This is a genomic window from Streptomyces sp. NPDC001020, assembly GCF_053599115.1.
Genome location: NZ_JBSFLQ010000012.1, coordinates 113,342 through 139,497 on the forward strand (window position 1 = coordinate 113,342; position 26,156 = coordinate 139,497).

Annotated in this window: 23 protein-coding genes, 1 tRNA gene and 5 pseudogenes; 16 read left to right on the forward strand and 13 right to left on the reverse strand. The window is 69.8% G+C overall.

Features of this window, described 5'->3' with window-relative positions:
• Positions 1 to 315: 315 nt before the first annotated feature.
• On the reverse strand, positions 316 to 966 hold the full coding sequence (locus tag ACWDEX_RS14285) for an NADPH-dependent F420 reductase (protein ID WP_450463596.1): 651 nt from the start codon (positions 964 to 966) through the stop codon (positions 316 to 318).
• Positions 967 to 1,041: 75 nt separating this feature from the next.
• On the opposite strand from ACWDEX_RS14285, the gene ACWDEX_RS14290 reads away from it, so the two are divergent.
• Complete coding sequence (locus ACWDEX_RS14290; RefSeq protein ID WP_450463598.1) at positions 1,042 to 1,401, forward strand: winged helix-turn-helix transcriptional regulator; 360 nt, start codon at positions 1,042 to 1,044, stop codon at positions 1,399 to 1,401.
• A gap of 798 nt (positions 1,402 to 2,199) precedes the next feature.
• On the opposite strand, the gene ACWDEX_RS14295 is transcribed toward ACWDEX_RS14290, so the two are convergent.
• A complete protein-coding gene (locus ACWDEX_RS14295) occupies positions 2,200 to 2,655 on the reverse strand; it encodes a MarR family winged helix-turn-helix transcriptional regulator (RefSeq protein WP_450463599.1) in 456 nt (151 codons plus the stop codon).
• Between the two features lie 202 nt (positions 2,656 to 2,857).
• On the reverse strand, positions 2,858 to 3,775 hold the full coding sequence (locus tag ACWDEX_RS14300) for an alpha/beta fold hydrolase (protein ID WP_450463600.1): 918 nt from the start codon (positions 3,773 to 3,775) through the stop codon (positions 2,858 to 2,860).
• A gap of 922 nt (positions 3,776 to 4,697) precedes the next feature.
• Between ACWDEX_RS14300 and ACWDEX_RS14305 the strand changes: the two are divergent.
• Positions 4,698 to 5,255: pseudogene (locus ACWDEX_RS14305) on the forward strand (substrate-binding domain-containing protein); the annotation flags it as partial.
• Positions 5,256 to 5,296: 41 nt separating this feature from the next.
• Here ACWDEX_RS14305 and ACWDEX_RS14310 read toward each other — a convergent pair.
• Together ACWDEX_RS14310 and ACWDEX_RS14315 are read right to left on the reverse strand one after the other, a co-directional pair.
• Positions 5,297 to 5,503, reverse strand: a pseudogene (locus ACWDEX_RS14310) (site-specific integrase); the annotation flags it as partial.
• A 390-nt stretch (positions 5,504 to 5,893) separates the two neighbouring features.
• Positions 5,894 to 6,655 carry a DeoR/GlpR family DNA-binding transcription regulator gene (locus tag ACWDEX_RS14315; protein ID WP_450463601.1) on the reverse strand — a complete coding sequence of 254 codons (762 nt, stop codon included), beginning with the start codon at positions 6,653 to 6,655 and terminating at the stop codon, positions 5,894 to 5,896.
• A 381-nt stretch (positions 6,656 to 7,036) separates the two neighbouring features.
• On the opposite strand from ACWDEX_RS14315, the gene ACWDEX_RS14320 reads away from it, so the two are divergent.
• From ACWDEX_RS14320 to ACWDEX_RS14335, 4 genes are read left to right on the forward strand one after another with little or no spacing between them, the layout of a single operon-like run.
• On the forward strand, positions 7,037 to 8,581 hold the full coding sequence (locus tag ACWDEX_RS14320; protein ID WP_450463602.1) for an APC family permease: 1,545 nt from the start codon (positions 7,037 to 7,039) through the stop codon (positions 8,579 to 8,581).
• On the forward strand, positions 8,578 to 10,011 hold the full coding sequence (locus ACWDEX_RS14325) for an FGGY family carbohydrate kinase (RefSeq protein WP_450463603.1): 1,434 nt from the start codon (positions 8,578 to 8,580) through the stop codon (positions 10,009 to 10,011). Before ACWDEX_RS14320 ends, ACWDEX_RS14325 begins: the two co-directional genes overlap by 4 nt.
• The gene (locus ACWDEX_RS14330; protein WP_450463604.1) at positions 10,008 to 11,447 is read left to right on the forward strand and encodes an FAD-dependent oxidoreductase; all 1,440 of its coding nucleotides are present in this window, start codon (positions 10,008 to 10,010) and stop codon (positions 11,445 to 11,447) included. The genes ACWDEX_RS14325 and ACWDEX_RS14330 overlap by 4 nt, the downstream gene beginning before the upstream one ends.
• Complete coding sequence (locus ACWDEX_RS14335; RefSeq protein ID WP_450463605.1) at positions 11,444 to 12,697, forward strand: NAD(P)/FAD-dependent oxidoreductase; 1,254 nt, start codon at positions 11,444 to 11,446, stop codon at positions 12,695 to 12,697. The genes ACWDEX_RS14330 and ACWDEX_RS14335 overlap by 4 nt, the downstream gene beginning before the upstream one ends.
• A gap of 130 nt (positions 12,698 to 12,827) precedes the next feature.
• On the opposite strand, the gene ACWDEX_RS14340 is transcribed toward ACWDEX_RS14335, so the two are convergent.
• The gene (locus ACWDEX_RS14340) at positions 12,828 to 13,010 is read right to left on the reverse strand and encodes a DUF5958 family protein (protein WP_450463606.1); all 183 of its coding nucleotides are present in this window, start codon (positions 13,008 to 13,010) and stop codon (positions 12,828 to 12,830) included.
• A 562-nt stretch (positions 13,011 to 13,572) separates the two neighbouring features.
• On the opposite strand from ACWDEX_RS14340, the gene ACWDEX_RS14345 reads away from it, so the two are divergent.
• The 6 genes and pseudogenes from ACWDEX_RS14345 (at position 13,573) to ACWDEX_RS14370 (ending at position 17,713) form a co-directional block, all read left to right on the forward strand.
• Positions 13,573 to 16,203: a DNRLRE domain-containing protein gene (locus ACWDEX_RS14345; RefSeq protein ID WP_450463608.1), complete on the forward strand. Its 2,631-nt coding sequence runs from the start codon at positions 13,573 to 13,575 to the stop codon at positions 16,201 to 16,203.
• Positions 16,200 to 16,478 (forward strand): hypothetical protein, encoded by a 279-nt coding sequence (locus ACWDEX_RS14350; RefSeq protein WP_450463609.1) that lies wholly within the window; start codon positions 16,200 to 16,202, stop codon positions 16,476 to 16,478. The genes ACWDEX_RS14345 and ACWDEX_RS14350 overlap by 4 nt, the downstream gene beginning before the upstream one ends.
• Before the next feature lie 207 nt (positions 16,479 to 16,685).
• Positions 16,686 to 16,790 (forward strand): annotated as a pseudogene (locus ACWDEX_RS14355) (transposase); the annotation flags it as partial.
• 2 nt (positions 16,791 to 16,792) lie between these two features.
• Positions 16,793 to 17,077: pseudogene (locus tag ACWDEX_RS14360) on the forward strand (DUF6879 family protein); the annotation flags it as partial.
• 51 nt (positions 17,078 to 17,128) lie between these two features.
• Positions 17,129 to 17,352: pseudogene (locus ACWDEX_RS14365) on the forward strand (helix-turn-helix domain-containing protein); the annotation flags it as partial.
• Positions 17,353 to 17,383: 31 nt separating this feature from the next.
• The gene (locus tag ACWDEX_RS14370) at positions 17,384 to 17,713 is read left to right on the forward strand and encodes a DUF6480 family protein (protein WP_450463610.1); all 330 of its coding nucleotides are present in this window, start codon (positions 17,384 to 17,386) and stop codon (positions 17,711 to 17,713) included.
• Positions 17,714 to 17,723: 10 nt separating this feature from the next.
• Here the strand turns inward: ACWDEX_RS14370 and ACWDEX_RS14375 are convergent, their stop codons facing one another.
• The 3 genes from ACWDEX_RS14375 to ACWDEX_RS14385 are packed head-to-tail and all read right to left on the reverse strand — an operon-like array spanning position 17,724 to position 20,536.
• The gene (locus ACWDEX_RS14375; RefSeq protein WP_450463611.1) at positions 17,724 to 18,929 is read right to left on the reverse strand and encodes a cytochrome P450; all 1,206 of its coding nucleotides are present in this window, start codon (positions 18,927 to 18,929) and stop codon (positions 17,724 to 17,726) included.
• A 34-nt stretch (positions 18,930 to 18,963) separates the two neighbouring features.
• The gene (locus ACWDEX_RS14380) at positions 18,964 to 20,337 is read right to left on the reverse strand and encodes an NAD(P)/FAD-dependent oxidoreductase (protein WP_450463612.1); all 1,374 of its coding nucleotides are present in this window, start codon (positions 20,335 to 20,337) and stop codon (positions 18,964 to 18,966) included.
• A complete protein-coding gene (locus tag ACWDEX_RS14385; RefSeq protein WP_450463613.1) occupies positions 20,327 to 20,536 on the reverse strand; it encodes a ferredoxin in 210 nt (69 codons plus the stop codon). Before ACWDEX_RS14385 ends, ACWDEX_RS14380 begins: the two co-directional genes overlap by 11 nt.
• Before the next feature lie 39 nt (positions 20,537 to 20,575).
• On the opposite strand from ACWDEX_RS14385, the gene ACWDEX_RS14390 reads away from it, so the two are divergent.
• Positions 20,576 to 20,881, forward strand: a complete 306-nt coding sequence (locus ACWDEX_RS14390) for a hypothetical protein (protein WP_450463614.1) — start codon at positions 20,576 to 20,578, stop codon at positions 20,879 to 20,881.
• A 114-nt stretch (positions 20,882 to 20,995) separates the two neighbouring features.
• Here the strand turns inward: ACWDEX_RS14390 and ACWDEX_RS14395 are convergent.
• Both ACWDEX_RS14395 and ACWDEX_RS14400 read right to left on the reverse strand, forming a co-directional pair.
• Positions 20,996 to 21,069 (reverse strand) — tRNA-Met (locus ACWDEX_RS14395).
• 45 nt (positions 21,070 to 21,114) lie between these two features.
• Positions 21,115 to 21,321: a cold-shock protein gene (locus ACWDEX_RS14400; protein ID WP_450463615.1), complete on the reverse strand. Its 207-nt coding sequence runs from the start codon at positions 21,319 to 21,321 to the stop codon at positions 21,115 to 21,117.
• Between ACWDEX_RS14400 and ACWDEX_RS14405 the strand changes: the two genes are divergently transcribed.
• On the forward strand, positions 21,320 to 22,234 hold the full coding sequence (locus tag ACWDEX_RS14405) for a CopG family transcriptional regulator (RefSeq protein WP_450463679.1): 915 nt from the start codon (positions 21,320 to 21,322) through the stop codon (positions 22,232 to 22,234). The genes ACWDEX_RS14400 and ACWDEX_RS14405 overlap by 2 nt on opposite strands.
• Positions 22,235 to 22,345: 111 nt before the next feature.
• On the opposite strand, the gene ACWDEX_RS14410 is transcribed toward ACWDEX_RS14405, so the two are convergent.
• Positions 22,346 to 22,828 carry a hypothetical protein gene (locus ACWDEX_RS14410; RefSeq protein WP_450463616.1) on the reverse strand — a complete coding sequence of 161 codons (483 nt, stop codon included), beginning with the start codon at positions 22,826 to 22,828 and terminating at the stop codon, positions 22,346 to 22,348.
• Positions 22,829 to 23,106: 278 nt separating this feature from the next.
• The gene (locus tag ACWDEX_RS14415; protein WP_450463617.1) at positions 23,107 to 23,757 is read right to left on the reverse strand and encodes a winged helix-turn-helix transcriptional regulator; all 651 of its coding nucleotides are present in this window, start codon (positions 23,755 to 23,757) and stop codon (positions 23,107 to 23,109) included.
• A gap of 114 nt (positions 23,758 to 23,871) precedes the next feature.
• On the opposite strand from ACWDEX_RS14415, the gene ACWDEX_RS14420 reads away from it, so the two are divergent.
• Together ACWDEX_RS14420 and ACWDEX_RS14425 are read left to right on the forward strand one after the other, a co-directional pair.
• Positions 23,872 to 24,528: a DUF899 domain-containing protein gene (locus tag ACWDEX_RS14420; RefSeq protein ID WP_450463618.1), complete on the forward strand. Its 657-nt coding sequence runs from the start codon at positions 23,872 to 23,874 to the stop codon at positions 24,526 to 24,528.
• 114 nt (positions 24,529 to 24,642) lie between these two features.
• The gene (locus ACWDEX_RS14425; RefSeq protein WP_450463619.1) at positions 24,643 to 26,082 is read left to right on the forward strand and encodes a DHA2 family efflux MFS transporter permease subunit; all 1,440 of its coding nucleotides are present in this window, start codon (positions 24,643 to 24,645) and stop codon (positions 26,080 to 26,082) included.
• Positions 26,083 to 26,156: the final 74 nt, after the last annotated feature.

Consider the following 26,156-nt stretch of genomic DNA (forward strand, 5'->3'; position numbering starts at 1 on the left):
GAGATCATCTCTCGCTCGTTCGCCGGAAACGGCGGGCAGAACACGACAGAGCACATGAGAAGGTGCCAATGCCGCCTGGAAATATGCAAGTTGGACGCGAACCGCTAGGACTGCGCCCGCGTACGCGAAGGAAATCACCCGCCCGGGTGCCGCTCCAGCCCGGGCCGGACCGCCGTGGTGGGGCCGACGACAGGCCCGACCATGAGGCCGACCACGCCGGGCGCGACCCCCGACCACGGCGGCGCCGGAGGGGCGTGTCCGAAGTCCGTTGGGACGCCGGGCAGGGGCTGACTCGCACGCCCTCCGAGATCGAGACTAATGTCCCGGTCCGGTCGCGTAAGCCAGGGGCGGCGCGATCGCCTGCACGTCCGCCCCTTCCCCCACCCACAGCCCGATGAACAGCGCGGCCGTCGCCTCGAGCAGCCCGGCGCGGTCCAGGCCGCCGCCGGCCACGGGCTCACAGCCGGCATCCCGTACCAACGCGCCCACACGCGCCACCGCGTCCGCGTCGTCCCCGCATACCGGCACCGCCAACGGCCTGCCATCGAACACGGGCGGCCGCATCCTCCACACGTCCTCGTGGCAGAGATTGAACGCCTTGACGACCCGGGCCCCTGGCGCCGCGGCCGCCAGCAGCTGCGCCGCCGACGGCCCTCGCCCAGTCAGCAGCCTGAACCCCGGCCCGACCGGGTTCGAGCAATCGATCACAACCCGGCCGTCCAGTTCCTCGCGCAGCTCCCGCACCACCTCCGCGCCGGCCCCGAAGGGCAGCGCCGCGAGGACGACCTCTGCGGACTCCGCCGCCCCACGCAACCCGGTCGCCCGCACCCCGCCGCCGATGCGCGCCGCGAGCCGCTCCGCCTTGCTCACGTCCCGTCCCCCGACGACCACATCGTGCCTGGCCCGCACCCAGTGGGTGGCGAGCGCGTCAGCCATGTTGCCCGCCCCCAGGACACCGATCCTCATCACGTGAATTCCCTCCCGCGCCTGCTCCGACCTTGCCCTACGACGCTAGAGCGTCCGTCAGGCACCATGTGGTACGTGACCACCGACGCCTTCCTCGCCGACTGCCGCGCCCGCCTCGCCTTCGACCTGCTCTCCAACACGTGGAACGCCGTGGTGCTGTGGGCGCTGCGCGACGGCCCACAGCGCCCGGTCGAACTCCGGGAGCGGATCGGGGGTATAAGTTCCAAGGTGCTGACGGAAACGCTGCGGCGTCTGGAGTTCAACGGACTGATCAACCGTCAGCAACACCCCGGCGCACCGCCCCGGGTTGACTACGCACTGACACCCCTGGGCCGAACCCTGCTGGAACCTATCGACGCGTTCGGCGCCTGGGCCTTCGCTCACGGCGACGAAGTGATGGCCGCCCATGAAGCCGCCGAACGAAACCGGCGGTAGGCGGCGAGCGACCAGACCACCGCGCTGCCGATTGCCACGCCACCGGCCACCACCGTCACCATCGCCGGGCCGACCGCGGCTGCTGCGGTGCCCCTTGGCGGTGTCGGGCCCGTGCTTTGAGCAGCGGGCGGTGCGGCGTGCGCTATGGCGCTGGCAGGCACGAAGACGGTGCGGTTCGCGGCCGGGGCTTGACGGCGAGGGTGGAGCGCTATCGTTGTCACCGGGTCAGACGGCCGGGCGACGACGATCAAATGTCCGGGGGATGCCATGCCTGCTGTGGGCCCTGAGCGCTGCCCGAACACTGCTCTGATTGGCGCTGAAGGCCGCGGACTAGGGGCCGGCGGACCTGTGCGCCGCGATCAACGGCGTGATGGGCACGGGTTACATCTGCTGGTCCACGGTGTTGGAGTAGGTTCACACTGGCCGGCGGCCGCGGGCTCCGCTGCCACGGGTTGTCGCGCACATGTTGAGTGTCCGGGCCGGGGTGGCTGTCGCGGCCGACGTCCCTTTCCAGCGCTGAGACGGTCTGGTGGCGGGATCTGTCCCCGGCGGCGCGCAACGGCGGGCCTCCACCGAGGGACGAACGCCCGCATGAACGCGCCGGGGTTGCGCCCAGGCGCCGACGGGGCCTGTCTGCTGCTGGACGCGGGCCCACCGCAGACGCCGCCGACCGTAGGCCGGGTCCGCGATGCCGTGCGGCCGTCGACTGGGGACTGGCGGCCCGCAGCCCCCGTACGCCATCGGCTGACACTGGAACGTCGCTCGGCGCTGCGGTCCGGCGTGCCTGCGGATGTGGGTCTACAAGCAGGAACCGGGGACGGACATGCCTGCCATGCGTCCTTCGACGATGCGCTGGAGCATGGCGCGGAACTGCCCCTGCTCGTCGGGTGTGAGGTCGGCGAGGAGGTCCTCTTCGATCTCGGTGGTGGTCCGACTGGAACGGGTCAGGATTCGGCGCCCGGCGTCGGTCATGGTGACGATGCGCGCGCGGCGGTCGTCGGGGTCGAGGCGCCGGTCGATCAGCTTCTTGCGTTCGAGCTGATCGAGGACGGGGGTGAGAGTGCTCTTGTCGAGGCCAGACCTGCGGGCGATGGTGAGCTGGTTGGGTGCGCCTTCGGCGATGGCGTTAAGGGCGACCTGCTCGCGCACGCTCAGGTCCAGCTTCGCCAAGTGGTGCTCTTGAGTCTGCTTGGATACATGGGAAGCGATCGCCAGCAGCAGGATGAGGTGCTCGCGTAGCGGGCGGACTGCCACGGGCGCTCTCCTTCGGGAGAAATCTGAACTGAGATCTTCTGAGCCTATACCGTCTCGGGTGCTGGAGCCGCCGGGGCGCCGGCCCGCTCGGTACGGGCGCCTCGCACAGCGGGCCCATGGCCGGGGCGCGGCGCTCCTCGTATCCCAGCCCAGCGCGCCCCGCGCGGCGAGACGGCGCGGAGCGCACCGGGCGGTCTCACTGTCAGGCGAAGAACTCGGTGAGGAGCCGGATGACGGTCTCGGGCTGCTCCTCGGCCAGGTAGTGGCCGCTGTCCTTCACCTCCACCACCTGGACGTCGACCCCTTTGCTCGGCACGACCGCCGCCAGGTAGGCATAGTTGCTGTGGTCTCCACCGAGTGCGAGGACCGGAACGGTCAGTGGTGCGTGGCCCTTCTCGTCCTTGATGTCCTGCATGAACGTCTGGTACCAGCCGTTGCCGGCGCGGATCGCCTCGGGGGAGGAGTATGCCCACGCGTAGATGTCCCGGTCCGGTTCGCTGATGGATGCGCGATCCAGGAGCAGGTAGTCGAAGAGCGAGTCGAGCCATTCGCGCTCGCGGCCGGCCAGCAGCTTCTCCGGGAGGCCACGGACCTGGTTCAGGGCGAACCACCACAGGTAGGTGCGTGATCCGGCCGTGAAGTCGCCGTCGACATGCTGGTCGGGCTGCGGGAGCAGGGTCAGCCCGTACATGGTCTCGTCCGGGTGGTGCACGTCCAGCAGCGCGAGCTTGTTGACGGCCTGCGGGTGGTTTGCGGCCAGTGACTGGGCGACCATGGCGCCGATGTCGTGCCCGGCGATGTCCACCTTCTCGTGGCCGAGGTGCCGTGTCAGCTCGTAGATGTCCTGAGCCATGGTCTTCTTGTCGTATCCGGTGTCCGGCTTGGCTGATCCGCCCATTCCGCGCAGGTCGACGGCGATCACGCGGTGACGGCGCGCGAGCGCCGGCATGATCTTGTGGAACTGCCACCAGGTCTGTGGCCATCCGCCCAGGAGCACCAGTGGATCGCCATGACCGCCCTGGACGTAGTGCAGGTGGATTCCGTTGACCTCTGCCAGATGGCTGGAGAAGTCCCCCTCCAGAGAGCGGGCTAGGTTGGCATCGGACAGCGTTTCGATCACGGCGGGAGCTCCCCAAGTGTTCTGAGATGAGAACATATGACTTGAGAAAGATAGGGAACGGTTTGTGATCACGTCAAACGATATGAACTGAGAACATCTTCTCGCGGTCGTGTCTGCGGCCTACGCGGCGGCGCTGGGTCGCACACCGCTGGACGCCGATACTCGCCGCGCCTACGGATCCCGTGTGTGCGGGTTGCTGGCCCGGCTGGGGTCCAGCCAAGGTGAACCCAAAAGCCGCCATGGAAATGGGGTGATCTTGGCCAGCAGTGCGGCTCGGCGAGGGTGTTTTCGGCTGGGTCGTGCTCGTCTTCCTTGCTGCCTGATCGGGCCAGGTCCCGAAGGGCCCGGCCTGGCCGTGCTTGTCGGCGCCGAGCTGTAGGGCGCCGCCCTTGAGCCGGTGCGGTCCGGGGATCACCGGGTACCTCCGTCGATCTGGGCCGGGATGCGGTCGGCACGCAGCTCCTGCAGGTCGGGGATGTGGTTGCAGAGGGTGCTTTGGTGTCAGTGGGTGAGTGCCAATGACTGCGTGTCAGATTGGGGTGTTTTTCGCTGGTCGGATGTTGAGGATGGGCATGGTCACTGTCAGGGGGCGGTATCTGTGGCGGACGCGAGTGTCACGGGGCGGTACATCCAGTCCCGTTTCTCTGTCTTGGGAACGGCACTTCTGACCTTTGGCGTGGCCGGAGCGAAGTGGAAGCCATAGCCCCGCGTGGCCGGGACGTGAGCCCGGCTCGGCCGCAGCCCGCGCGTCGCCTGCCGAGGCTGGGTACGTAACCGTGTACCTGCCTGGGCACGTTGGGGGCCAACACCACCGGGGTGATGGGCGCCCCTTGGCGCCACCTTCTACGAGGCCAAGCTGCTCTGGTTCTTCCGGGCTGTCGATTGGTGGCTAGGGGGACATCAGGCTTGGTGTCCCGTGCGGGCCGTCGCCGCCATCCGGTCCGGTGCGATCGACGCCTCCTTCCGCGCCGTCGCCATGCCCGGCCGACCCCTCCCCGAGGACATCGAGTCCGTCCGGGTGCTCGACGAGCCGCACCAGCTGCTCACCGGCCCCGCCCACGCGCTTGCGTCCGCCCGGTCGGTGACCGTCGCCCAGCTCGCCGGACACCGGATCTGGATGCCCGGCATCGTCCCCGGAACCGAGTGGGCCGCCTACTACGACGACCTCGTCGCCGAGTTCGGGCTCATCATCGAGGCAACTGGCCCCAACTTCGGCCCCGACGCGCTTCTCGACACCATTGCCGACACTCCGGCCCTGGCCACCTTCATGAGCGAGCAGACCCGCCTGGTCTGGCCCGCCGGCCATGGTCTGCGCCGCATCCCGGTGACCGACCCGACACCCGTATACCCGCACTCGCTCCTCTGGCACCGCGACAACCCCCACCCCGCGCTGGCCACCCTCCGCGCCCACCTCGCCGCCACAGCGGCCGGCCAAGACGCCACCGGGACCTGGGCGCCGGGCTGGGTGATTCCGCGCTGAACGGCCTCGCCCGGGCGGCTGGCCCTGCCCAGCGCAGGCGGTCAACGGCGGGCGTCGCCGGGGGCGAGCAGGCTGGTCGGCTCGGAGATCGCATCGAGGGAGGGCTTGAAGTAACGGCGGACGTTCTCCGGCTTCTTGTGCCGGGACTTCGCCATCAGCATCAACAGCGAGGCACCCTGCTCGCCGAGATGAGTCAGGGCGGAGTGGCGGTATTCGTGCAGATCCCAGCCCGTACCCGGCCCGCGCACGGGCGCCGTGGGGGTGGGCGGCTTGGATGTGGCGTCGGTGGTCTCGGGCGCTGGGGCGGTCGGTTCTGGACGGCCGGTGTCCGTGGGAGCGGGGGAGTCGCCGGGGTCCGCGGGGTCGGTGGTCTCGGAGTCGGTGGTCGGCTCCGGGGCGGAGGGGGCGACAGCTTCTGTTCGCACGCCGCCCCGGCGATTCTTCCACTCCGATGGACTTCGGTCAGAACGCGCAGGCGGTGTGTGTTCAGCATGGCGGCAGACCAACCAGCTCGCGCGCGGTTGGCGATCGCGTGTCTGAGCCTTGATCACCGATCACGACCTGCGCGGTGGGGAGCCAGGGCGAGTGCGCCGACTGACGGCAGGGCCGCCGGTGCCCGCGCCGGTGCGGGTGGGGGGTCAGGCGATGATGGTGCTGCCGCCGGCCCGGCTGAGGGCGGTGCGCAGTTCGTCCGGGCACGGCTTGTCGGTGATGAGGGTGTCGAAGCCGTTCAGCTCGCAGACGCGGTGCGCGGCCGTGCGGCCGAACTTGCTCGAGTCGGCCAGCACATAGCGGTGGGAGGCGTTGGCGAGCATAGCTCGCTTGGTGGCCACTTCGTCGAGGTGGAAGTCGGTCAGGCCGTAGGGGGCGATACCGCCGGATCCCACGAAGACGGCGTCCGCGCGCAGGTTACCGAAGAACTCCACGGTCTGTGCACTGGAGCAGGCCAGGTCGCCGGCTCGGAGTCGGCCGCCGCTGACCAGCACCTCGACTCGGGGGCGCGTGCTGACTTCTGCGGCCACGAGCAGGGAGGGGGTGGCGATGACGCCGACGTGGTCGGCGGGCAGGGCGCGGGCCACTTCCAGGGCGGTGGTGCCGACATCGATGACGACGGTCTGGTTCGGCTCGATGAGCGCTGCAGCCGCCCGGCCTATGGATCCCTTCTCCGCGGCAAGGGTGCCGGTGCGTTCGCTGAAGGACGCCTCCTCGCCGACCGGTGCCATGCGGCTGGTGGCGCCGCCGTGAACCCGGGAGAGCTCGCCGCGCCGTTCGAGCAAGGCGAGATCCCTGCGGACCGTCTCGGGGGAGACGCCCAGCAGGGTGGTGAGGTCATCGGTGGTGACGAACTTGAGCCGGGCGACCTCGGCGGCGATTTTGCGGTGGCGCTCGGCAGCGAGCACGACTGACCCCCTCGGGGTGACTGTTTCTGTGGATCTCTGACTGGATCCTACCGCCGGCATCCAGGTCGCTGAGCGGACGCACCCCGGGGCCTCGACCTCCGGCGATCGATCGCCCCTCTTTCCTTTCCATGGGTTTCGCCTCCGCCGTGCGGCGCCTTCCGGCTGCCAGGAAAGTTGCGCGAAAGGCAACCCTTGACGCCATGCAGGCAGAGGTCCACACTTTCAGGAATCGGCGGTCAAGTTTCCACAGAAACGGTCATCGGATGCTCCCGTCAGCCCCTGTGCGGGCGTGACTGTGCCGTCGATCACGTTCGGTTTCCTCCACGTCCGGTAGCCCCCACCCTCGAAGGTGGGGCACCACCCTGAAGCAGGGACGAGTTCATGGCACACACAGAAGAAGGTCTTCAAGGACAGAGACCAGACGGTCCGAAGAGCGGCGAGACCACCCAGCGGATGACCCGGGAACTGGGCTGGTACGCCTCGTTCTCCGTCGCCTTCGGGTTCGTGTCGATCGCGACCGGGATCTTCACCACCTACGGATCGGTTCTCGCGACCTCCGGCCCGCGCGGCATCTGGGCCTGGCCGATCTCGGTGATCGGCCAGCTGTCCATCGCCCTTGTCTTCGGTGCGCTCGCGGCCCGTATCCCGATCAGCGGCTACTCCTACCAGTGGGTGTCGCGGATCGTCGGTCCCGTGTGGGGTTGGATCATGGGCTGGATCTCGTTCGCCTTCCTCGGCGTGGTGCTGATCGCCGTGGACTACACGATCGCGTCCACCATCCTTCCGGAGCTGTTCCGCTACGTCGGCACCACGCAGAACGCCTGGGTGATCACGGCCGTGGTGGTGCTGCTCCAGTCCGTGCTGGTCGCGGCCTCGACCCGCACCACCCACCGGGTCAACAAGGTGGCGGTGACGGTGCAGCTCATAGGCATGATCGCCCTTACGGTGCTGCTGTTCGTCGTGGGCGCCATCACCGGCAAGCTGGACTTCGGCCACCTCTTCGACACCGGGACTGTTCCCGCCAGTGGCTACTACGCGCTGGGCGGCACCACCCACGCCGGACCGTTCGCCATGGCGTTCCTGCTTGGCGCCTTCACCATCGTCGGTTTCGAGTCGGCGGCCAACCTGGCCGAGGAGACCAAGAACCCCGCCCGGGTCATCCCCAAGGCGATGGTGCAGGCCGTGCTCTCCCTGGGCGTGCTCGGCTTTCTGTTCCTGGTCGCCGTCACCGCCGCGGCCGGCCGGATCGACGGTGTCGGTGCGTCGGCGACGCCGGTGGCCACCGTGATCACCGCTGTGCTCGGCTCCGTCGTCGGTAAGATCTTGCTGGTCCTCGTCGTGGTCTCGATCTTCTCGTGCGGCCTGGTGATCACCCTGAGCGGAACCCGTCTGGTGTACGCGATGTCCCGGGACGAGCGCTTCCCCGGCTGGCAGCTACTCAAGCGAGTCCACGGGCGCACCGCTACTCCGCTGAACGCCTCCGTGTTCATGATGCTGATCGGGCAGATCATCCTCGCGGTCTTCTCCCGCTCCCAGGACGCGCTCTTCCAGCTGTTCTCCGCGGGCACCCTGCTGCCGGCCATCATCTACGCCGGAACCGTGCTGATGTACGCGATCAAGCGCCGCTCCCTGCCCCCGACCCAGGGCTTCTCTCTGGGCCGCTGGGAGATTCCGGTCCTCGTCGTCGCCGGCGTCTGGCTGGTGTACGAGCTGCTGATCTTCCGCGACGCGTCCTTCCGCGCTCCATGGACCTACGTCCTGGTGCTGTTCGCGATCGGCGCCGTCTACTTCGCCGCCCTGCTGGCCCGCAGGGGCCGCAGCGGGCTGACCATGCCGGACATGGCCGACGTCGACCGCGCGTTGGACGCCACCGACACCGCCACCCTGAAGCCGAATGCCGCCGTCGCCGAAGAGGGCGCACGATGACCGCGATTCTCGCCATCGACCAGGGCACCTCCGGTACGAAGGCCATCGTCGTCGACACCGAGGACGGCACCGTCGCCATCGCCGAGGAGGCCGTCCGCCCCACCTATCTGGCCGGCGGAGGCGTCGAACAGAACCCGCACGAACTGCTCGACTCCGTCCTCAAAGCAGGCCGCCGAGCAGTCAGCATGGCCAGCCGGCCGGTCGACTGCGTGGCCCTGGCCAATCAGGGCGAGACGGTGCTGGCCTGGGACCCTGCCACCGGCAACCCCCTGTCGCAGGCCATCGTGTGGCAGGACCGCCGCGCGGAGAGCGTGTGTAGCGAACTGGCCCCACACGCCTCGCACATCGCGCGGCGCACCGGGCTCGTCCTGGATCCGTACTTCTCTGCCCCCAAGATGACCTGGCTGCGCCGCAATGTCACCCGCGACGGCGTGGTGACCACCACGGACACCTGGCTGGTGCACCATCTCACCGGCGAATTCGTCACCGACGCTGCCACCGCGAGCCGGTCGCTGATCCTCGACCTGGACACCGCGGCCTGGGACGGCGAACTCATCGACCTGTTCGGTCTCGGTGACGAGCGGATGCCCCGCATCGTCGCCTGCGACGAGATCGTCGGCACCACCCGGGCCTTCGGCGGGGACATCCCGGTCGCCGGCCTGATCGTCGACCAGCAGGCGGCACTGGTGGCAGAGGGCTGCCTGGAGCAGGGCACGGCCAAATGCACCTACGGCACCGGCGCCTTCCTGCTGGCCAACACCGGCCTGAACCCGGTGCGATCGAGCGCAGGCCTGACCACCTCGGTCGCCTGGCGGGCCGCGGGACAGACGCCCTACTGCGTGGACGGCCAGGTCTACACCGTCGCCTCCGCGGTGCGATGGCTGCAGGACCTCGGCCTCATCCAGTCGGCCACGGACCTCGACGCCACGGCCGCGACGGACGCCCAGGGAGCGCTGTGCGTGCCCGCCTTCGCCGGCCTCGCGGCCCCCTGGTGGGCGCCGGACGCGACCGCTTCCTTCACCGGACTGACCTTGGCGACCCGCCGCGAGCACCTCGTCCTCGCCGTCCTGCAAGGCGTCGCCGCGCAGGTCGCCGAGTTGTGCGGGCTGGTCGCGGGCGACCTGGGACGACCGCTGACCCGGCTGCGTGCGGACGGTGGACTGACCAACTCCGCCACCCTCATGCAGGCCCAGGCCGACATCGCCCAGATCCCGGTGGACATCTACCCCCACGCCCACGCCACTCCCCTCGGCGCGGCCGCCCTGGCCCACTGCGCCCTGGACCCTGCGCTCAGCCTCAAGGAGGCGGTCGGCGACTGGCAGCCGACAACCGTCTACGAACCCCGCTGGTCCCCGGACCGGGCCGAGGAGTTCCGCACCACATGGGCGCAGGCCGCCACGGCCTGCGCCACCAAGGGAGAACACACATGACCGCCACACGTCAACGCCCCAGGACCGACGTCTTCGACGTCGCCGTCATCGGCGGAGGAATCGTCGGCGCGGCCATCGCACGCGAACTGTCCGGATGCGACGTCTCCGTCGCGCTGATCGAGGCCCGCGACGACGTGGGCGACGGAACCAGCAAAGCCAACACCGCCATCCTCCACACCGGCTTCGATGCGAAGCCCGGCACTCTGGAGTCCCGGCTCGTCAGCCGCGGCTACCACCTGCTCAGCGCCTATGCCAAGGCCACCGGCATCCCGGTCGAGCACACCGGTGCCGTACTGGTGGCCTGGAACGAGGAAGAACTCCAGGCGCTGCCCGGCCTGAAGGAGAAGGCCGAGGCCAACGGTTACGAACACTGCCGGATCATCGACGCCGACCAGGTCTACCGTGTCCTTCCCGACCTTGGTGACGGCGTGCTCGGCGGCCTGAGTGTGCCGGACGAGTCCATCATCTGCACCTGGACCACCAACCTCGCACTGGCCACCGACGCACAGCAGCGCGGAACCACGATCCTTCTCGAACACGCCGTCACCGGCCTCGACGAGGGCCCGGAGATCACCACGCTGCGCACTTCGGCCGGTGACGTCCGGGCCCGATGGGTCGTCAACGCCGCCGGCCTCGGCGCCGACCACATCGACCGGCTCTTCGGCCACGACCGCTTCACCGTCACTCCCCGCCGCGGCGAGCTGTTCGTCTTCGACAAGCTCGCCCGCCCCATGGTCGACAAGATTGTGCTGCCGGTGCCCACTTCCCGCGGCAAGGGCGTCCTGATCTCCCCGACCATCTACGGCAATGTCATGCTCGGCCCCACAGCCGAGGACCGCACCGACCGCACCGACACCGCAACGTCCGAGGACGGTTTCGACTTCCTCCTCAGCAAGGGCGAACGACTCATGCCCCGGCTGCTGGCCGAGGAGGTCACCGCCAGCTACGCCGGACTGCGTGCCGCCATCGACCGTTCCGACTACCTCATCGAGGCCACCCCCGAGCAGCGCTACCTCCTTGTCGGCGGCATCCGTTCCACCGGCCTGACCGCCGGCATCGCCATCGCTGAACACGTCCGCACCCTGCTGAAAGAAGCGGGCCTGCCCCTGCGTACCCGCAGCGACCTGCCCGACCCACCGCAGATGCCCAACCTCGGCGAAGCCGGTCTGCGCCCCTACCAGGACGCCGACCTCATCGCCCGTGACCCCGCCTACGGCACCGTCGTCTGCTTCTGCGAACGCGTCACCGAGGGCGAGATCCGCGACGCCTGCCACGCCTCCGTGCCCGCCCGCAGTCTCGAAGGACTGCGTCGCCGCACCCGCGCCATGAACGGTCGCTGCCAGGGCTTCTTCTGCGGAGCTGCCGTCACGGCCCTGCTCGAACAGCACGACACCCACGACGGCTGCAGCAGCCGCCAGCACAAGGACAACCGATGACCCAACAGCCCTCCCTGATCACCCCCGATGTCCTGATCATCGGCGCAGGGCCTGCGGGCCTGACCGCGGCCTCCGAACTGGCCACCCGCCACGGCGGTCATATCCTCGCGGTCGACCGCGAACCCGCCGCCGGTGGCATTCCCCGTCACAGCGACCACACCGGCTACGGCCTGCGTGACCTGCACCGCGTCATGTCCGGCCCCGCCTACGCACGCCACCTGGTGAAGCAGGCCACCGCTGCCGGGGCCGAGATTCGCACCCGCACCATGGTCACCGGATGGTCGGACGAACACACCGTCGATGTCACCAGCCCCGACGGCCGCTACCGGATCCGCCCCCGGGCCATCGTGCTCGCCACCGGAGCCCGCGAACGTCCCCGCACCGCGCGCCGTGTCCCCGGCGACCGCCCCCACGGCGTGTACACCACCGGACAACTCCAGAATCTCGTCCACCTTCACCACCGCCCCGTCGGCAAACGGGCCGTCATCGTCGGCGGAGAACTCGTCAGCTGGTCCGCGGCCGTCACCCTGCGCGAAGCGGGCTGCACCCCCGCACTCATGATCAGCCAGTACCCGAAGGCCGAGTCCTACGCCGCCTTCAACGCGGCAGGACGCACGGTGCTGCGCGTCCCCGTCGCCACCCGCACCCGCATCACCCGGATCATCGGCAAAGGCCGTTGCCAGGCCGTCGAGATCGAACACCTCGACACGGGCCGGCGCCGCACCGTCGCCTGCGACACCGTTGTCTTCACCGGCGACTGGATCCCCGACCACGAACTCGCACGCGCCGCCGGCATCACTCTCGATGCGGGCACCCTCGGCCCGCTCACCGACACAGCCCTGCGCACCAGTCGACCCGGTGTCTACGCCGCCGGCAATGTGCTGCACCCCGTCGACACGGCCGATGTCGCCGCACTCGACGGCAAACACGTCGCCGAACAGGTCATCAACCAGCTGCACGGCATGCGCGAACCCGCCGAGGGCGTACGCCTGGTCGCTGACGCACCCTTCCGCTGGGTGGCGCCGCAGATCTTCCGCCCCCACGACCCGGCGCCCCCGCGCGGCCGGCTGTTGCTGTGGAGTGATGAGTACGTCCGCTTCCCGAAGGTGACCGTCCGTCAGGACGGACGGGTCATCGCCCGTCGCACCCTTTCCTGGCCCGCCGCCCCGGGGCGTGTCTTCCGCGTCCCCTCAAGCGTGCTCGAGGCCGTCTCACCCAGCGGTGGGCCTGTGCGCATCGCTCTGCGGTAGAGCGGCCATGCCCTGTCCGTGAGAGGAACGGCAGAACACGGGGGCCTTCCACACGGAGGGCCCCCGTGCGCCGGCGCCCGGCCATCGTGAACGGCAGGAGCCGAGCCGTGCGCAGGTGCAGACGGAGGGGTCAGTCAGCGGCGGACAGCCTGTGCCACCAGTGACCGCACCCGTTCGAGCAGTAGCGTTCGCGACGTCGTCCGTCGGCGATCGCATGCCGACATGAGCGAGGATCTTGCCTCGTCTCCCCAGCCGACCTGGGCCTGAACACCCGGGATGACCTCGAACCGCCGGTGCAGGCCCGCCAGCTCACCCGGGCTGATGCCCAGTTCCTCCGCGATCCTGGGCCGGGCTTCCTGCAGATAGAGCTTCACCCGCTGGTAGTTGATCGTTACTGCGTACTCCAGGGCCAGGCGCTCGTGGATCACCCTTGCCTTGAGCAGGATCTCGGACCTGAGCATCGCGTCGATCAGCGACGCGACCTCGTCCACCACCCGCCGAGGCCGCTGATCTGCTGCTTTTCTCTTCGGCGGCGCGACCGATGCGGGGTCCTTGAGGTACTTGCTGACCGTCGGGCGGTTGAGCCCGTCTCCGTCGCGATTTTTCGCAGGCTTATCGCCCGCACGGCCTCCGGGTGCCGTGGAACCCCGGCGCAGCCGCAGCGACACGCGGAGGCCCGACCTGCCATCACGCGGGACAAACAGGGCGAGCCGATGAGCCAGTCAGGCAATCCCAACCGCTGAAGAACCGAAGCTAACTTGCTGCCATTGGCTGAATACCGAGGGTTGACACTTGATCATGAGCCCGGTTGGATCATCGTGAAATTTTTAGCTGGCATTGCCTTTCCTATGGCTAGTCATGACCCGAGGAAGAGTATGCGTACTTCACGCCACAGATCCTCCAGAACCATCGCTGCCGGCGGCATCGCCGCCCTGACGGCGGTCGCGCTGCTCGGTTCACCCCTGCCCGCCCTCGCCGCCACGCCCCCGGCCGAAGAGCCCGTGAGTGCCGCCAGCCCGATGGGTTCTCCGGTGACTGAGGCCATCACCGCGGAGTCCGCGTTGGTGGCCGCTCAGGTCGGCGACCGCCGGGTAGAGGTTCTCGACCGCCGTACCGAGACCTCCACGACCTGGGCGAACCCCGACGGCACCCTCACCACCGAACAGGCCGGCGGACCGATCCGGATGATCCGGGACGGCAAGTGGGTGGACGTCGACGTCAACTTCACCCGCAACGCGGATGGTTCCGTACGCGCCAAGGCGCACCCCGAACACCTGAAGCTTGCCGGTCCCGGCGGAACGAAGGCGCGTTCCGCCAAGGCCGCGGCCGACGCCCCCGTCTCGCAGGCACGGGACCTGGTCACGCTCGGCTCGGGGCGCCAGTCACTCAGCGTGCAGTGGAAGGGCGGCCTGCCCAAGCCGGAACTGGACGGCCACCGCGCGACCTACCCCCAGGCGATACCCGGCGCGGACCTGGTGGTCGACGCCACGCGCACCGGATTTGAGCAGTACCTGCTGCTCAAGGAGCGCCCGGCCGACGACTCGGCGCCCATGACCCTGCCGCTGAAGGTGCCGGGTCTGAAGGCAACCCAGCAGGACGACGGTTCGGTGTCCTTCACCGACCGGACCTCCGGGGAGCAGGTCGCCACCATGCCCGCGCCCACGATGTGGGACGCGAAGACCGATGAGCGCTCGGGCGAGCACACCCACACCGCCCGCGTCCCGATGACCGTGTCCCAGGACGGCGACACGGTCGAGCTGCGGCTGCGCCCGGACGCGACGTTCCTGTCCAATCCAGCCACCACATACCCGGTGACGATCGACCCGGCCACCGACATCCTGTCGGTGCTGTTCGACACCTTCGTCCAGGCCGGCACCACCACGGACCAGTCCGCCGACACCGACCTCAAGCTCGGCTGGCCCGGCGACTACTCGGGCACCACCAAGCGCACCGCCCGCTCCTTCCTGACCTGGGAGACGGGGCAGTTCGCCGACGCGCTGGTCACCAACGCCGAACTGGCGCTATACAACTACCACTCGTGGTCCTGTGAGGCGCGGGCCTGGGAGGTGTGGGCGGCAAACCCGGCCAGCACGAGCACCCGCTGGACCAACCAGCCCGCCCTGCTGCAGAAGATCGCCACATCCACGCAGACCCGCTCAGCGACGTGCAATAACGCCGGCTGGGTCAAGGCCGACGTCACCAGCCTGGCACAGACCTGGGCGAGCGCGAAGGCCTCGACCGGTTCGGTGGCGTTGAAGGCGACGGACGAAAACGACACCTACGCCTGGAAGCGCTTCTACTCCTCCGAGTCGCCCGAGGACACCATTCCCCGGCTCTCGGTCACCTTCAACTACCGTCCCATGAACGGATCCAACCTGCAGGCGGGCCCGCCCTTCTACACCGAGAACGGCATCTACAAGGTCAACAGCCTCACGCCGACGCTGCGGTTCACCACCGAGGACACCAACGCGGACGACGAGATCCAGGGCACCTTCGAGGTCAAGGACAAGGCCACAGGCGAGGTGGTGACCCAGTTCAACTCCGGCTTCGTGGCCAACGGTGCCACCGCCGCCGCGAAGGTACCCGCCGGAAAGCTCGTCAGCGGCAAGACGTACACCTTCCGCACCACCGCGTACGACGGTGAGCACTGGGCGAACGGCTGGTCCGCGCCGGTCACCTTCACCGTCGACACCAGCTGGACGCCCAGCGCCGCCATCCAGGCGATGGGCGCCGCCAACAGCGTCCTGGAGGCCTCCGACATCACCCCTGCCTCCAGCAGCAACAGCACCTACGCGGCCATTGCCGAGACCGAGACCGGAACGGTCACCGTCCCCTGGGAGACCAGCGGCACCATCCAGGTGAAGCCGGAGGACATCCCCGCCGTCGGCATCGGCATCAAGGAGGACCGTCCGCGTGCCGTCACCATCAACGGCAGCGTGATCCACTCAGACCCGAACGGCCCGGTCGACACCGTCGTCCAGCCCACCCTCGCCGGCGGCAGCCGCACCCTCCAGGTCATCAAGAACGCGAGCGCTCCCCACGAATTCCGCGCGAGCGTGGACGTTCCGGCGGGTTCCAGCCTGCGCCAGGAAGCTGACGGTTCCGTGGTGATCGTCAGCGCCGACCCGAACGAGCCGGTGGCCGCCATCGCCGCGCCCTGGGCGAAGGACGCCAACGGCAAGTCCCTGACGACCAGTTACCGCCTGCAGGGCGGCATTCTGACCCAGACGGTGTCGTTCGACGCCAACACGGCCTTCCCCGTGGTCGCCGACCCCTGGTGGAACCCGTTCAGCTGGAAGTGGAAGAAGATCGGCAAGACGGTCAAGAACGCCGCCAAGAAGTGTGGAATGGGCGCCCTCGCAGCCTATGTCCCCGTCCAGGCCCATCACGTCTCGGTCAACATCCAGCGCGCCCGCAACGGCCTGCGGCTGGTGAAGTTCGCGGGCGGTCCCTGGGGCTACGTCTCAATCGCAGGCGCCGGCTGCCTCATCGGCATGCTGTCATGACGAGCGGTACTCCCACCTCCCGCCTCCTCGCCCTGCTCGGCTTCACCGGGGCCGCGCCGACGCGCCGCCGTGGCGCGGTGGCGGCCGACCTGGCCGCTGCGGTGGTCACCGTGGTACTCGTCGCGCTCCTCGTACGGGCCCTGCCGCTGTCCGGCTGGCTTGGCCCGCTGCTCGGTGGCTGCGTGGCGGTGGCAGCACTGCGCAGCCACTGGGGAAGCCGACTCGTCGGCCGGGGGCCGGGCGGTCCGACGGAGCCGGGCGACGGTCCCGGATAGAAGAGTCGGAGAGACCGGAGACAGCGGCTCAGGCCACCCTGACATCAGCCCAGGGTGGCCTGAGCTTGGCGTTTCACCTCTGGATTCTTGAGAAACCAGCATGGAATCACCCGATCGTGTTCGGCACGGGGAAGCCCAGAAGGGGTGCCTGGCGATGCGGCTGCGGGACACGCTGGGGCCGTCTTCACCGATTCCGATTTCTAGGGGCTGTTCCCGGTCCGGGGCCGTCCGGCGGTGTCACCGGCTCGGTTGGCACTGGTGTCGGTGTTGCAGTTCACCGAGGGGCTCACCGACCGGCAGGCCGCGCACGCGGCATCCGCTACGAGCACGCCATCACCCCGCTCAACCTCCAGGCCGGGGAAGACGTGCGCCGGCTGCCCCGCCGTCACGCCTCCGACGTCGCGCTGCCCGGCAACGACTTCTGGCTCCTGGACGAACGGCTCGTGCAGTTCCACCACTTCACCGGCACCGGCGACTGGGCGCCCGACGGCAAGGAACGCACCACCGATCCGGCCGCCGTGGCCCTGTGCCACGCCGCGTTCGGGGCGGTGTGGGAACGCGGTATCCCGCACGAGAAGTACACAGTCCAGGCCCCCTGAGCAGCCCTGTGCCCGTATCCCCATCGTCCAGCAGCCCGTGAGGCGCTCGCCGTGCGCTTGCAGCACCTGCGCAAGGACGCCGGCCTCACCGGGAGGAACTCTCCGCCCGGTGCGGCTGGCACCCCGCGAAGACCACCCGTATCCAGAAGGGCGACGCCCTGCCCTCCGACACCGACATCCGTACCTGGTGCGCGGCGTGCGGCGCCGACGACCAGGCCGACGACCTGATCGCCACCGCCCGCGCGGTTGACTCCATGTATTTGGAGTGGCGCCGCGGCAGCTGCCCTCCGGGCACGAATCGCTCTGGTGCAGATCTCGCGCGAGATCCGGGCCCGGTGCGAGGCCCTGGAGCTGCTGGTGGCCGACGCGGTTGGCAACGAGCGGCGACCTTCCTCCCCGTGGGAGAACACGATGGCCCAACACCACGACGAGAAGCCGCCCGATGGTCTTTCCGTTCCGGAGGTGATGGCTCCCGGTGCCGCACCGCCCGCCGAGTCAGGCGTTTCGGAACTCGGGCCGCATCAGGAAGCGCCACGGAGGACCTGGCGCCCGGGGGCCATGACACCATTCTGGGTGGTGATGGTCCGCATCCTGCTTCTGCTGCTGGCCCTGGCCATCTTCAAGGCCGTTGGGTGAGGACAGGTCCTCAAAGCCGCACAGGCAGGTGGCGGGGTCCGCGGAGCATGGCGCTCTGCCGGTAAGGGGGCGGGTCCTGGACCAGGCGTGCCGTGCCGAGGCGGGGGATGAGCGCGCCGAGCGCGGCTTGGGCCTCGATGCGGGCGAGTGGCGCTCCGTAGCACAGGTGGATGCCACTGCCGAAGCCGAGGTGCTGGTTGTCCGGGCGGGTGGGGTCGAACCGGTCGGGCTCGTGGAAACGCTGGGGGTCGCGGTTGCCCGAGGCCAGTGCGAGCACGACGGCTGTGCCGGTGGGGATGGTGGTGCCGGCGATGTCGATGTCGGCGCGGGGGGCACGCAGGCGCATGTGGACCGGGGGCTCGTAGCGCAGCAGTTCCTCCACCGCACTCGGCAGCAGGCCCGGGTCGCGGCGAAGCTGGTCCAGCCGGTCGGGGTGGCGCAGCAGAGTGAGCACCCCGTTGGTGATCAGGTTGACCGTGGTCTCGTGTCCGGCGATGAGTAGCAGTACGGCGGTCTCGGCGAGTTCCTCGCGGCTGAGCTGCAGCGCCGGATCCGGCTCGTTGACGAAGGCGGCGAGCAGGTCGTCACCGGGCCGGTCGCGACGCTGTTCGGCGAGGTCCACCAGGTACTGGCCCATGTCGGCCCGCGCCTGCCGGCCCGCCCGGACCCGCTCGGTCACGTCCCCTTCGGTGCTGACATCCGCGGACGTGACTATGGTGTCGGACCATCCCCGGAACAGTGGTTCGTCCTCCTGCGGCACACCGAGGAGCCGACAGATCACCGTGACGGGCAGCGGGTAGGCGAAATCGTCGACGATGTCGACCTCCCGGCCCGTCTGGAAGGTCTCGGTCAGGTCCTTGGTGATCCGGTCGATCTCGCCGCGCATCGCATCGACCCGGCCCGGGCTGTGCGGCGGGCCGAACGGCCGCATCGCCAGGGTGCGCAGCCTGTGGTGCTCGGGGTCGTCGAGCACCAGGAACGGCGGCTTCGGTATGTCCTCGATCGGGCCGGGGGACGGGGTGGTGCGACAGCGTGGATCGGCGCTCATCCGCGGGTCGTGGAGCAGGGCGGTGATCTCGTGGTAAGTGCCGACGAGAAAGCTGCCGTCCGCCTGCCGCACCACGGGCCCCGCCTCGCGGAGTTCCGCGTACAGCGGGTAGGGGTCGGGGCGGTTGGCGTAGTCGGTGATCCGTTCCAGGAGGGTGTCGGCGGCCATGCGTACGGCTCCTCGTGGTGGGGCGGGGCGTGGGTCAGCGTGGGGGCTGGACCACGGTCAGTCGGCGGTCGGGCAGGTAACCGGTGAGCGCCACGGTGGGGCCGTGGGAGAGCCCCTTGGGATCCGGCACATCGGAGGGCACCGGGATTTCGGCCGCGAGCGGACGGTCCGCCGCGCCGGGCGCGGGCGGGAACGGAGCGGCGGTCTCGATCAGGTGCTGGTAGTACTCGAGCGACTTGGCCATGTCGACGGTGACCGCGGCGGTGACCCGCCCCTGGTAGCCGTAGACCATCGCCAGACGGCGCGCCTCCAGCGAACCCTGCGCGATGACCACATGGTCGGAGAACGTGGGCACGCCCACCGATTTGATGTTGAGCCCGAACTGGCTTGACCAGAACGTCGGGAGGGCGAGGTGCGGGCGCCGCAGCGGTGCCGGACTGACCATGTTGTGAGCCGCGACCTCCGCCTGCGTGACGGCGTTGCCCCAGTGCTCCAGGGAGAGCATCTGGTACCCGAACAGCGGGTGCGGGAACCGGGAGACGTCACCGGCCACGAAGACGTCGTCGGTGACGATTCCGTACATGTTGAAAGCCCGGCACCCGGCGTCGCAGGCGATGCCGCGCGGACCCGCGGCCAGCCCGGAGTCGGCCAGCCACTCGACGTTGCGGACCGCGCCCAGGGCCACGACGCACACGTCCGCCTCGACGCGGCTGCCGTCGGACAGGTCCGCACCGTTGAACCGGCCGCTCTCGTCGCCGCGCAGGGCGGTGACCGTCACCCCGCACCGCAGGTCCACCCCGTGGGCCCGCTGCATGGCGGCCGCAAGCTTCGCCAGCGTCCCGCCGAGCGCACCCACCAGCGGTGCCGGGCCGCGTTCGCAGACCGTGACCTCCAGCCCCCGTTCCCGGCAGGCCGACGCGATCTCCGAACCGGCGAAGCCGCCGCCGATGACCAGCACGCGCCGTGGCCCCGCGGCCAGCCGCTCGGCCAGTTCCCCGCCGTCCTCACGGGTGCGGACAGTGAACACCCCGTCCAGGGCTGCCTCCTGCGGGTTGGGCCAGGGCCGCGCCCGGGTCCCGGTGGCGATCAGCACCCGGTCGAACGGCAGCGACTCGCCGTCGGCCAGTACCACCCGCTTCTCCAGAGGGTCCAGGCCGACTGCGGCTGTACCAAGCCGCCACTCGGCGTCCGGGTTCCGGCGCATCGGCAGTCCGGTGGTGTCCGCCGCCGCCTGCCCGAGCAGCACCTGCTTGGACAGCGGCGGCCGGTCGTAGGGCGGATGGGGCTCATCTCCCACCACGGTCAGCGAGCCGGTGAATCCCTCCTCGCGCAGGGTCTCCGCGGCCCGCAATCCCGCCAGCGACGCGCCCACGATCACGATCCGGCCCTCCCGGAGTTCACCGGACATCGGTGTCCACCTCCTCGCCGAGGAGGATGGCCTGGACCGGGCACGCAGCCACGGCCTGGCGCACGCGCTCCAGCTGGTCGTCGGGGACGGCGGGGGCGTACAGCAGGCCCTCCTCCCCGTGCAGTTGGAACACCATCGGCGCGAGGAACACGCACTGCGCATAGCCCTGGCAGCGCGTGAGGTCCACCACGATCTGCATCCCCACTACTCCCTCCTCACCTTCCCCCTCCTTCACAGGATGGGGGGAGAACCGGAGGCGCGCCTGGCGACGGACACGGCGACGAGGTCCCGTGTCCCCGGGATGCGGCGGGCGTGGGAGGCCAGTGGTTTCGAGACCGGCCCGTCCGACGCGGGGCTGCATAGCACCGCGGCCGCGGACTTCCGTCACCTGACCAGCGAGCTGGTGCGGTGCGCGGTGATCGCGGATCGGGAGGTGGGCGCCACCTGGGAGCAGATCGGGCGCCCTCACAGTCTGAGCGCGGATGCGGCAAGGGCTCGGTACGGCCGGGCCCGGCTCCTGTGGCCTCCGCCGATGCCGGAGTGACGTTCGTGGTGAAGGGCCCGGTCGCTGGAGTGGGGCACAGCCGGCTGGACGCTGAACGGTGCGGGGTTCGGACACGGCGAAGGGCCCGGACGGAGATCCGGGCCCTTCGGTCAGTAGCGGGGACAGGATTTGAACCTGCGACCTCTGGGTTATGAGCCCAGCGAGCTACCGAGCTGCTCCACCCCGCGTCGGTGACACCACTCTACACAGTGGGCTCCGGGGCGGCGCTCAGTTCAGCCGCGGCGGACGATGTTCTCGGTCTGGGGGCCCTTCTGGCCCTGGGTCACGTCGAAGGTGACCTGCTCGCCTTCGAGGAGCTCACGGAATCCGCTGCCGGAGATGTTGGAGTAGTGCGCGAAGACGTCCGGTCCACCGCCGTCCTGCTGGATGAAGCCGAAGCCCTTCTCGGCGTTGAACCACTTCACGGTGCCGCTGGCCATGCGTCTGTCCTTCGAAATCGCCGGGGGCTTCCCGTTCGGTCTGTGGGGTGCTCTCCGTCATCGGAGGGCGTCCGGCGTCCGTTCTACCCCGTGGGCGGTACGCCAATCCGGCTCCCGCGCGGGTGAGGCGTGCCGTTGTGCCGCCCGGCGGGCCTCGGGCTCTGGCCGCGTCCAGGCCCTCGAAGCGCACCTGCTCGCCGAGGGCGGCGCCCCACTCGCCGACCTCGACACCATCGACCCGGAGTGGAAGAAGCTGGCCAGGACCGCCAGCCACGGCTGGAACGTACGCTCCGGACTGCTCCCCGGACACCAGCGCGAGGCCCACCGCCTCAACATCCGCCACTACGAACAAGCGCTCGGAGAGCGCGAGGAGCACCGCGAGAAGGTGGTGGAGGCCGCCGGCATCCTGGCCAGTCAGCCGCGCACGTCCCGCGAGTACAAGCAGGCCGTCTGGGACTTCGGCATGTCCCGCCCCCTTGCCGAGAGGCACGATCAGCGGGCCAAGAAGCTGGCCGGCCCCGCTCAGGCCGCCCGGGCCGCACTGGCCCAGGACGACACTCTGAGGCAGGCGAAGGCGTCGCTGATCGAGCAGGGCGACAAAGCGGAGCGGAAACTGAACTGGCTGCTGCGCGGCCGCGCCCTGCTGCCCATGTGGTTTGTGACCGTCCTCGGTCCCGTACCACCGGCGCACAAGACGCAGGAGTGGATGGACCTCGCCACCCAGGTCCTGGCCTACCGGGTCACCTACGGGATCACGGACCAGGTAGTCGCGCTCGGTGCGGCGCCCGACGAGTACGTGCCGCACCGCACCTGGAACGGCTGGCACCACCACGTCACCCTCGTCTCCTTCGCGCACGCCTTCTGCACCCTGCAACGACTGGCCCGAGTCCCAAAAGACGCGGCGTCGGCCTGAGCCTCTACCAGGTCGTCCGCGAGCTACAGACACTCCTCGCCCTCTGGACCGGCGCCTGCCCCACCTGCCACCGCGACATACCCACCCCAATACGGACCTGACCAAGCCCTACTAGTCGGCGGTGGCGATCACCCGCTCCTCGGGGACGAACATGTCCCGGGCGACCGTGGTGACGCTGCCCGAGCCCGGCAGGCCGAAGGTGTGCCAGTCGTCCACGAACTCCAGCTCGGAGGTGGGGACCGGCGCGGTGATCGGACCGTTGGCGCCCTCCGGGCCCTCCGGGAGGGCCGCGGTGATCTTCCACTGGCTGTGCAGCACCCCACTGTTGAACCGCCAGGAGCCGCTCATCCGCCAGGAGCCGGGCACCCGCACCGCGGTGCCGGAGGCCGCCAGGGTGCCGCAGACCCGAGCGTTCGGCCGGGCGAATACCTCGTCCTGCACCTCGTCCGGCCACAGCCCGGCCATCCAGTTGAGCAGAGACCACACCGAGACGCAGAACGCCGCGGAGGCGTTGCCGCGGGCGAGCTCCGCGTGCACATCGACCAGGGTGGCCGGGTCACTCTCGTACCCGCCGTACTGCACGGGCGCCTGCATCCGCAGGACCCGGACTCCTCGAGGGCGCCGATCACGTCCTCGGGGAGTCTGCGGTGCTCGTCGATCCACAGCGAGCGCTCGCGCAGCAGCGGGACCAGCTCCGGGGCTCGGCCGACCAGTTCTTGCCGTGTCGGTAGCGTCCTCTGCCCCACCATGTCCTCCCAGATGCGCTGGCCGTCTGTCCGGGAGCATGGCCCGCGCCGGAAGTCGGCCGCATTTTCTTTGAGAATGCGGTCAACTTGGGTGGTGCGGTGGGACGGTGGGTGCGGGACGGGGGATCAGGAGTGCGCCGCGCGCAGCAGCCGGCAGGCCGCCTCGGTGTCGCCGGTCAGCCGCAGCGAGCCGTCGGCGAGCGCCGCGTCGGTGGACGTGCGGCCGCTGAGCAGGGCGTTCAGGGTGGCCGGGGCGGTCGCCAGCACCACGTCGGCGGGCTCGGTGGGCTGGCCGCGGGTGAGCGCGACCAGCCGGCCGTCGACCACCCGGGCGGTGAACCGGTCCGGGTCCAGCCGGATCTCGTAGCTGGCCGACCAGGCCGGCTCGGTGGCCGAATCGAAGGCGCAGCGCATCGAGATCATCAGCGAGTCGGCGCGCACCTCGCCCTCCCGGGGCAGCACCGGGGAGTGCGACCCCCACAGCCCGAGGGCCACCACGATGGGCTCCAACTGGGCGCCCCACTCGGTGAGTTCATAGACCCGGGAGCCGGCCGGCGGGGGCAGTGTGCGGCGTCGCACCACCCCGGCCTGCTCCAGGTCGCGCAGGCGCTGGGTGAGCACGTTTGGCCCGGCTCCGGGTAGTCCGGCCTGCAGGTCAGTGAAGCGCTTCGGGCCGAGCAGCAGGTCCCGGACGATCAGCAGCGCCCAGCGCTCGCCGACCATCTCCAGGGCGTGTGCGACCCCGCACCCGTCGTCGTATCTGCGTTTACCTGCCACGGCCCCAGCATAGCCCGGATTGCTTAGTTCTCGAAGTACAGTTGCTTAGAAATTAGGAGTACCTGCTACTGTGTTCGAAGTCACCAGCCGGACGCACTACCACCAGGAGATGTCATGAGCCTTCCGCCGATCGTGTCGCCCCAGGAGTGGCAGGCCGCTCGGGACGCACTGCTCGCCAAGGAGAAGGCCGCCACCCGAGCCCTGGACGCCCTGGCCGCCGAACGCCGTCGGCTCCCGATGGTCGCGTTCGAGAAGGAGTACCTGTTCGACGGCCCGGGCGGGAAGGCCACCCTGCTCGAACTCTTCGAGGGCCGCCGCCAGTTGATCGTGTACCACTTCATGATGGAGCCCGGCTCCGACCACTACTGCAAGGGCTGCTCCACCTTCACCGACAACATCGGCAACCTGGCCCACCTGCGCGCCCGCGACACCACCATGGTGCTCGCCTCCCCGGCCCCACTCGCCCAGATCGAGGCCTACCGCACCCGGATGGGCTGGACCCTGCCCTGGTACTCCTCGCAGGACAGCGACTTCAACGCAGACTGCGGCCTCGGCGGAGGGTTCGGCCTGAGCGTCTTCCTGCGCGACGGCGACCGGATCTTCCGCACCTACTTCACCAGCTCACGCGGCGTCGACCGGCTGCGCGCCGACTTCAACCTGCTCGACCTCACCCCGTACGGCCGCCAGGAGACCTGGGAGGACTCCCCGGAGGGCTGGCCGCAGACCGCCCCCTACCAGTGGTGGCGCCTGCACGACGAGTACGGGGACTGAGTGCGACGGCGCCCCGCCGTGGCCCGCGCCGACCGTCCCACCCGCACCACCGCACCGAAACAGAAGCAGCGATGGCCAGGAACGCGCCGGCCCCGACCCCACGGAGGTTACGCCGTGACAACTAGGACAGACTCCACCAACCGCCCGGTGCGCCCGGGCTGGGCGCTCGCACTGGTAGCGGTCTGCGCCTTCCTGACCTCACTGGACGTCATGGTGGTGGTCACCGCACTGCCCACCATGCGTACCGATCTCAACGCGAGCCTCGCCGACCTCGAGTGGACGATCAACGCCTACAACCTGGCGTTCGCCTGCCTGATGCTCACCGGCGCGGCCCTCGGCGGCAGGTTCGGCCGGATGAAGGTCTACGTCTTCGGACTCGCCCTGTTCACCCTCGCCTCGGCGCTCGCCGCCATCGCCGGCAACGTCGAGGTGCTGATCTTCGCCCGCGTGCTCCAGGGCGTCGCGGCCGGCATCGCCATCCCGGTCAGTCTCACCCTGCTTGGCGACGCTTACCCGCCGGAGCGGCGCGGCTGGGCGATGGGCATCTGGGGCAGCGTCTCCGGCCTCGCCGTCGCGGCCGGCCCGGTGGTCGGCGGCTTCATCACCGAAGGCCTCAACTGGCACTGGATCTTCTGGCTGAACATGCCGTTCGGCGCCGTCGCCACCGCGCTGTCCGCCGTGCTGCTCCGCGAGAGCTACGGCACCGCGCCCAAGATCGACCTGGTCGGTCTGCTGCTCGCCTCGTTCGGCCTGCTCGGCCTGGTCTGGGCCGCCGTCCGCGTCCCCGGCGCCGGTTGGGGCAGCGCCGAGGTCCTGCTCTCGCTGGCCGCCGGCGTGCTGCTGCTGATCCTGTTCGTGGCCTGGGAGCGCCGCACCGCCAACCCACTGCTGCCGATGCGGCTGTTTGGCAACCGCGGCTTCACGGTCTCCAACATCGCCGCGTTCTTCCAGCACTTCGCGCTGATCGGCGCGCTGTTCATCCTCTCCCAGCTGTTCCAGGTCGGCTTCGGCCAGGGCCCGCTCGGCACCGGCCTGCGGCTGCTCGCCTGGACCGCCATGCCGATGATCGTCGCCCCACTGGCTGGCGGCCTCGCCGACAAGCACGGCAACCGGCCGTTCATGGTCGGTGGCCTGCTCCTCCAGGCGGTCGGCCTGGCCTGGATCGCCGGCGTGGTCGGCTTGGGCACCGGCTACGGCGCCCTGGTCGTCCCGCTCATCCTCGGTGGAGTCGGCATCGCGATGTGCCTGCCCACCACCATCAACATGGTGTTCGGCTCGGTCGCCCCGGAGGACATGGGCATCGCCTCCGGATCCAACAGCGCCGTGCGCGAGGTCGGCGGCGTGTTCGGCGTCGCCTTCCTCAGCGTGGTCTTCGCCGCCAACGGCAGCTACGACAACGCGGCCTCCGCCATCGGCGGTTTCCGCGCCGCCCTGGTGCTGGGCGCCGTCTCCTCCGCCGTCGGCATGATCGCCGCGCTTTTCGCCCCCGGCAAGCCGCGCCCGGTCGCGGACGCCGCCCCGCCCACCATCCTGAAGAACCCCGAGACCGTCTGACCGCGCGTCAGGCCCCGGACCACCGTCCCCGCCGCGTCCCCGTCGGCGGGGGCGGTGCCGTTTCCCGGTCCCGA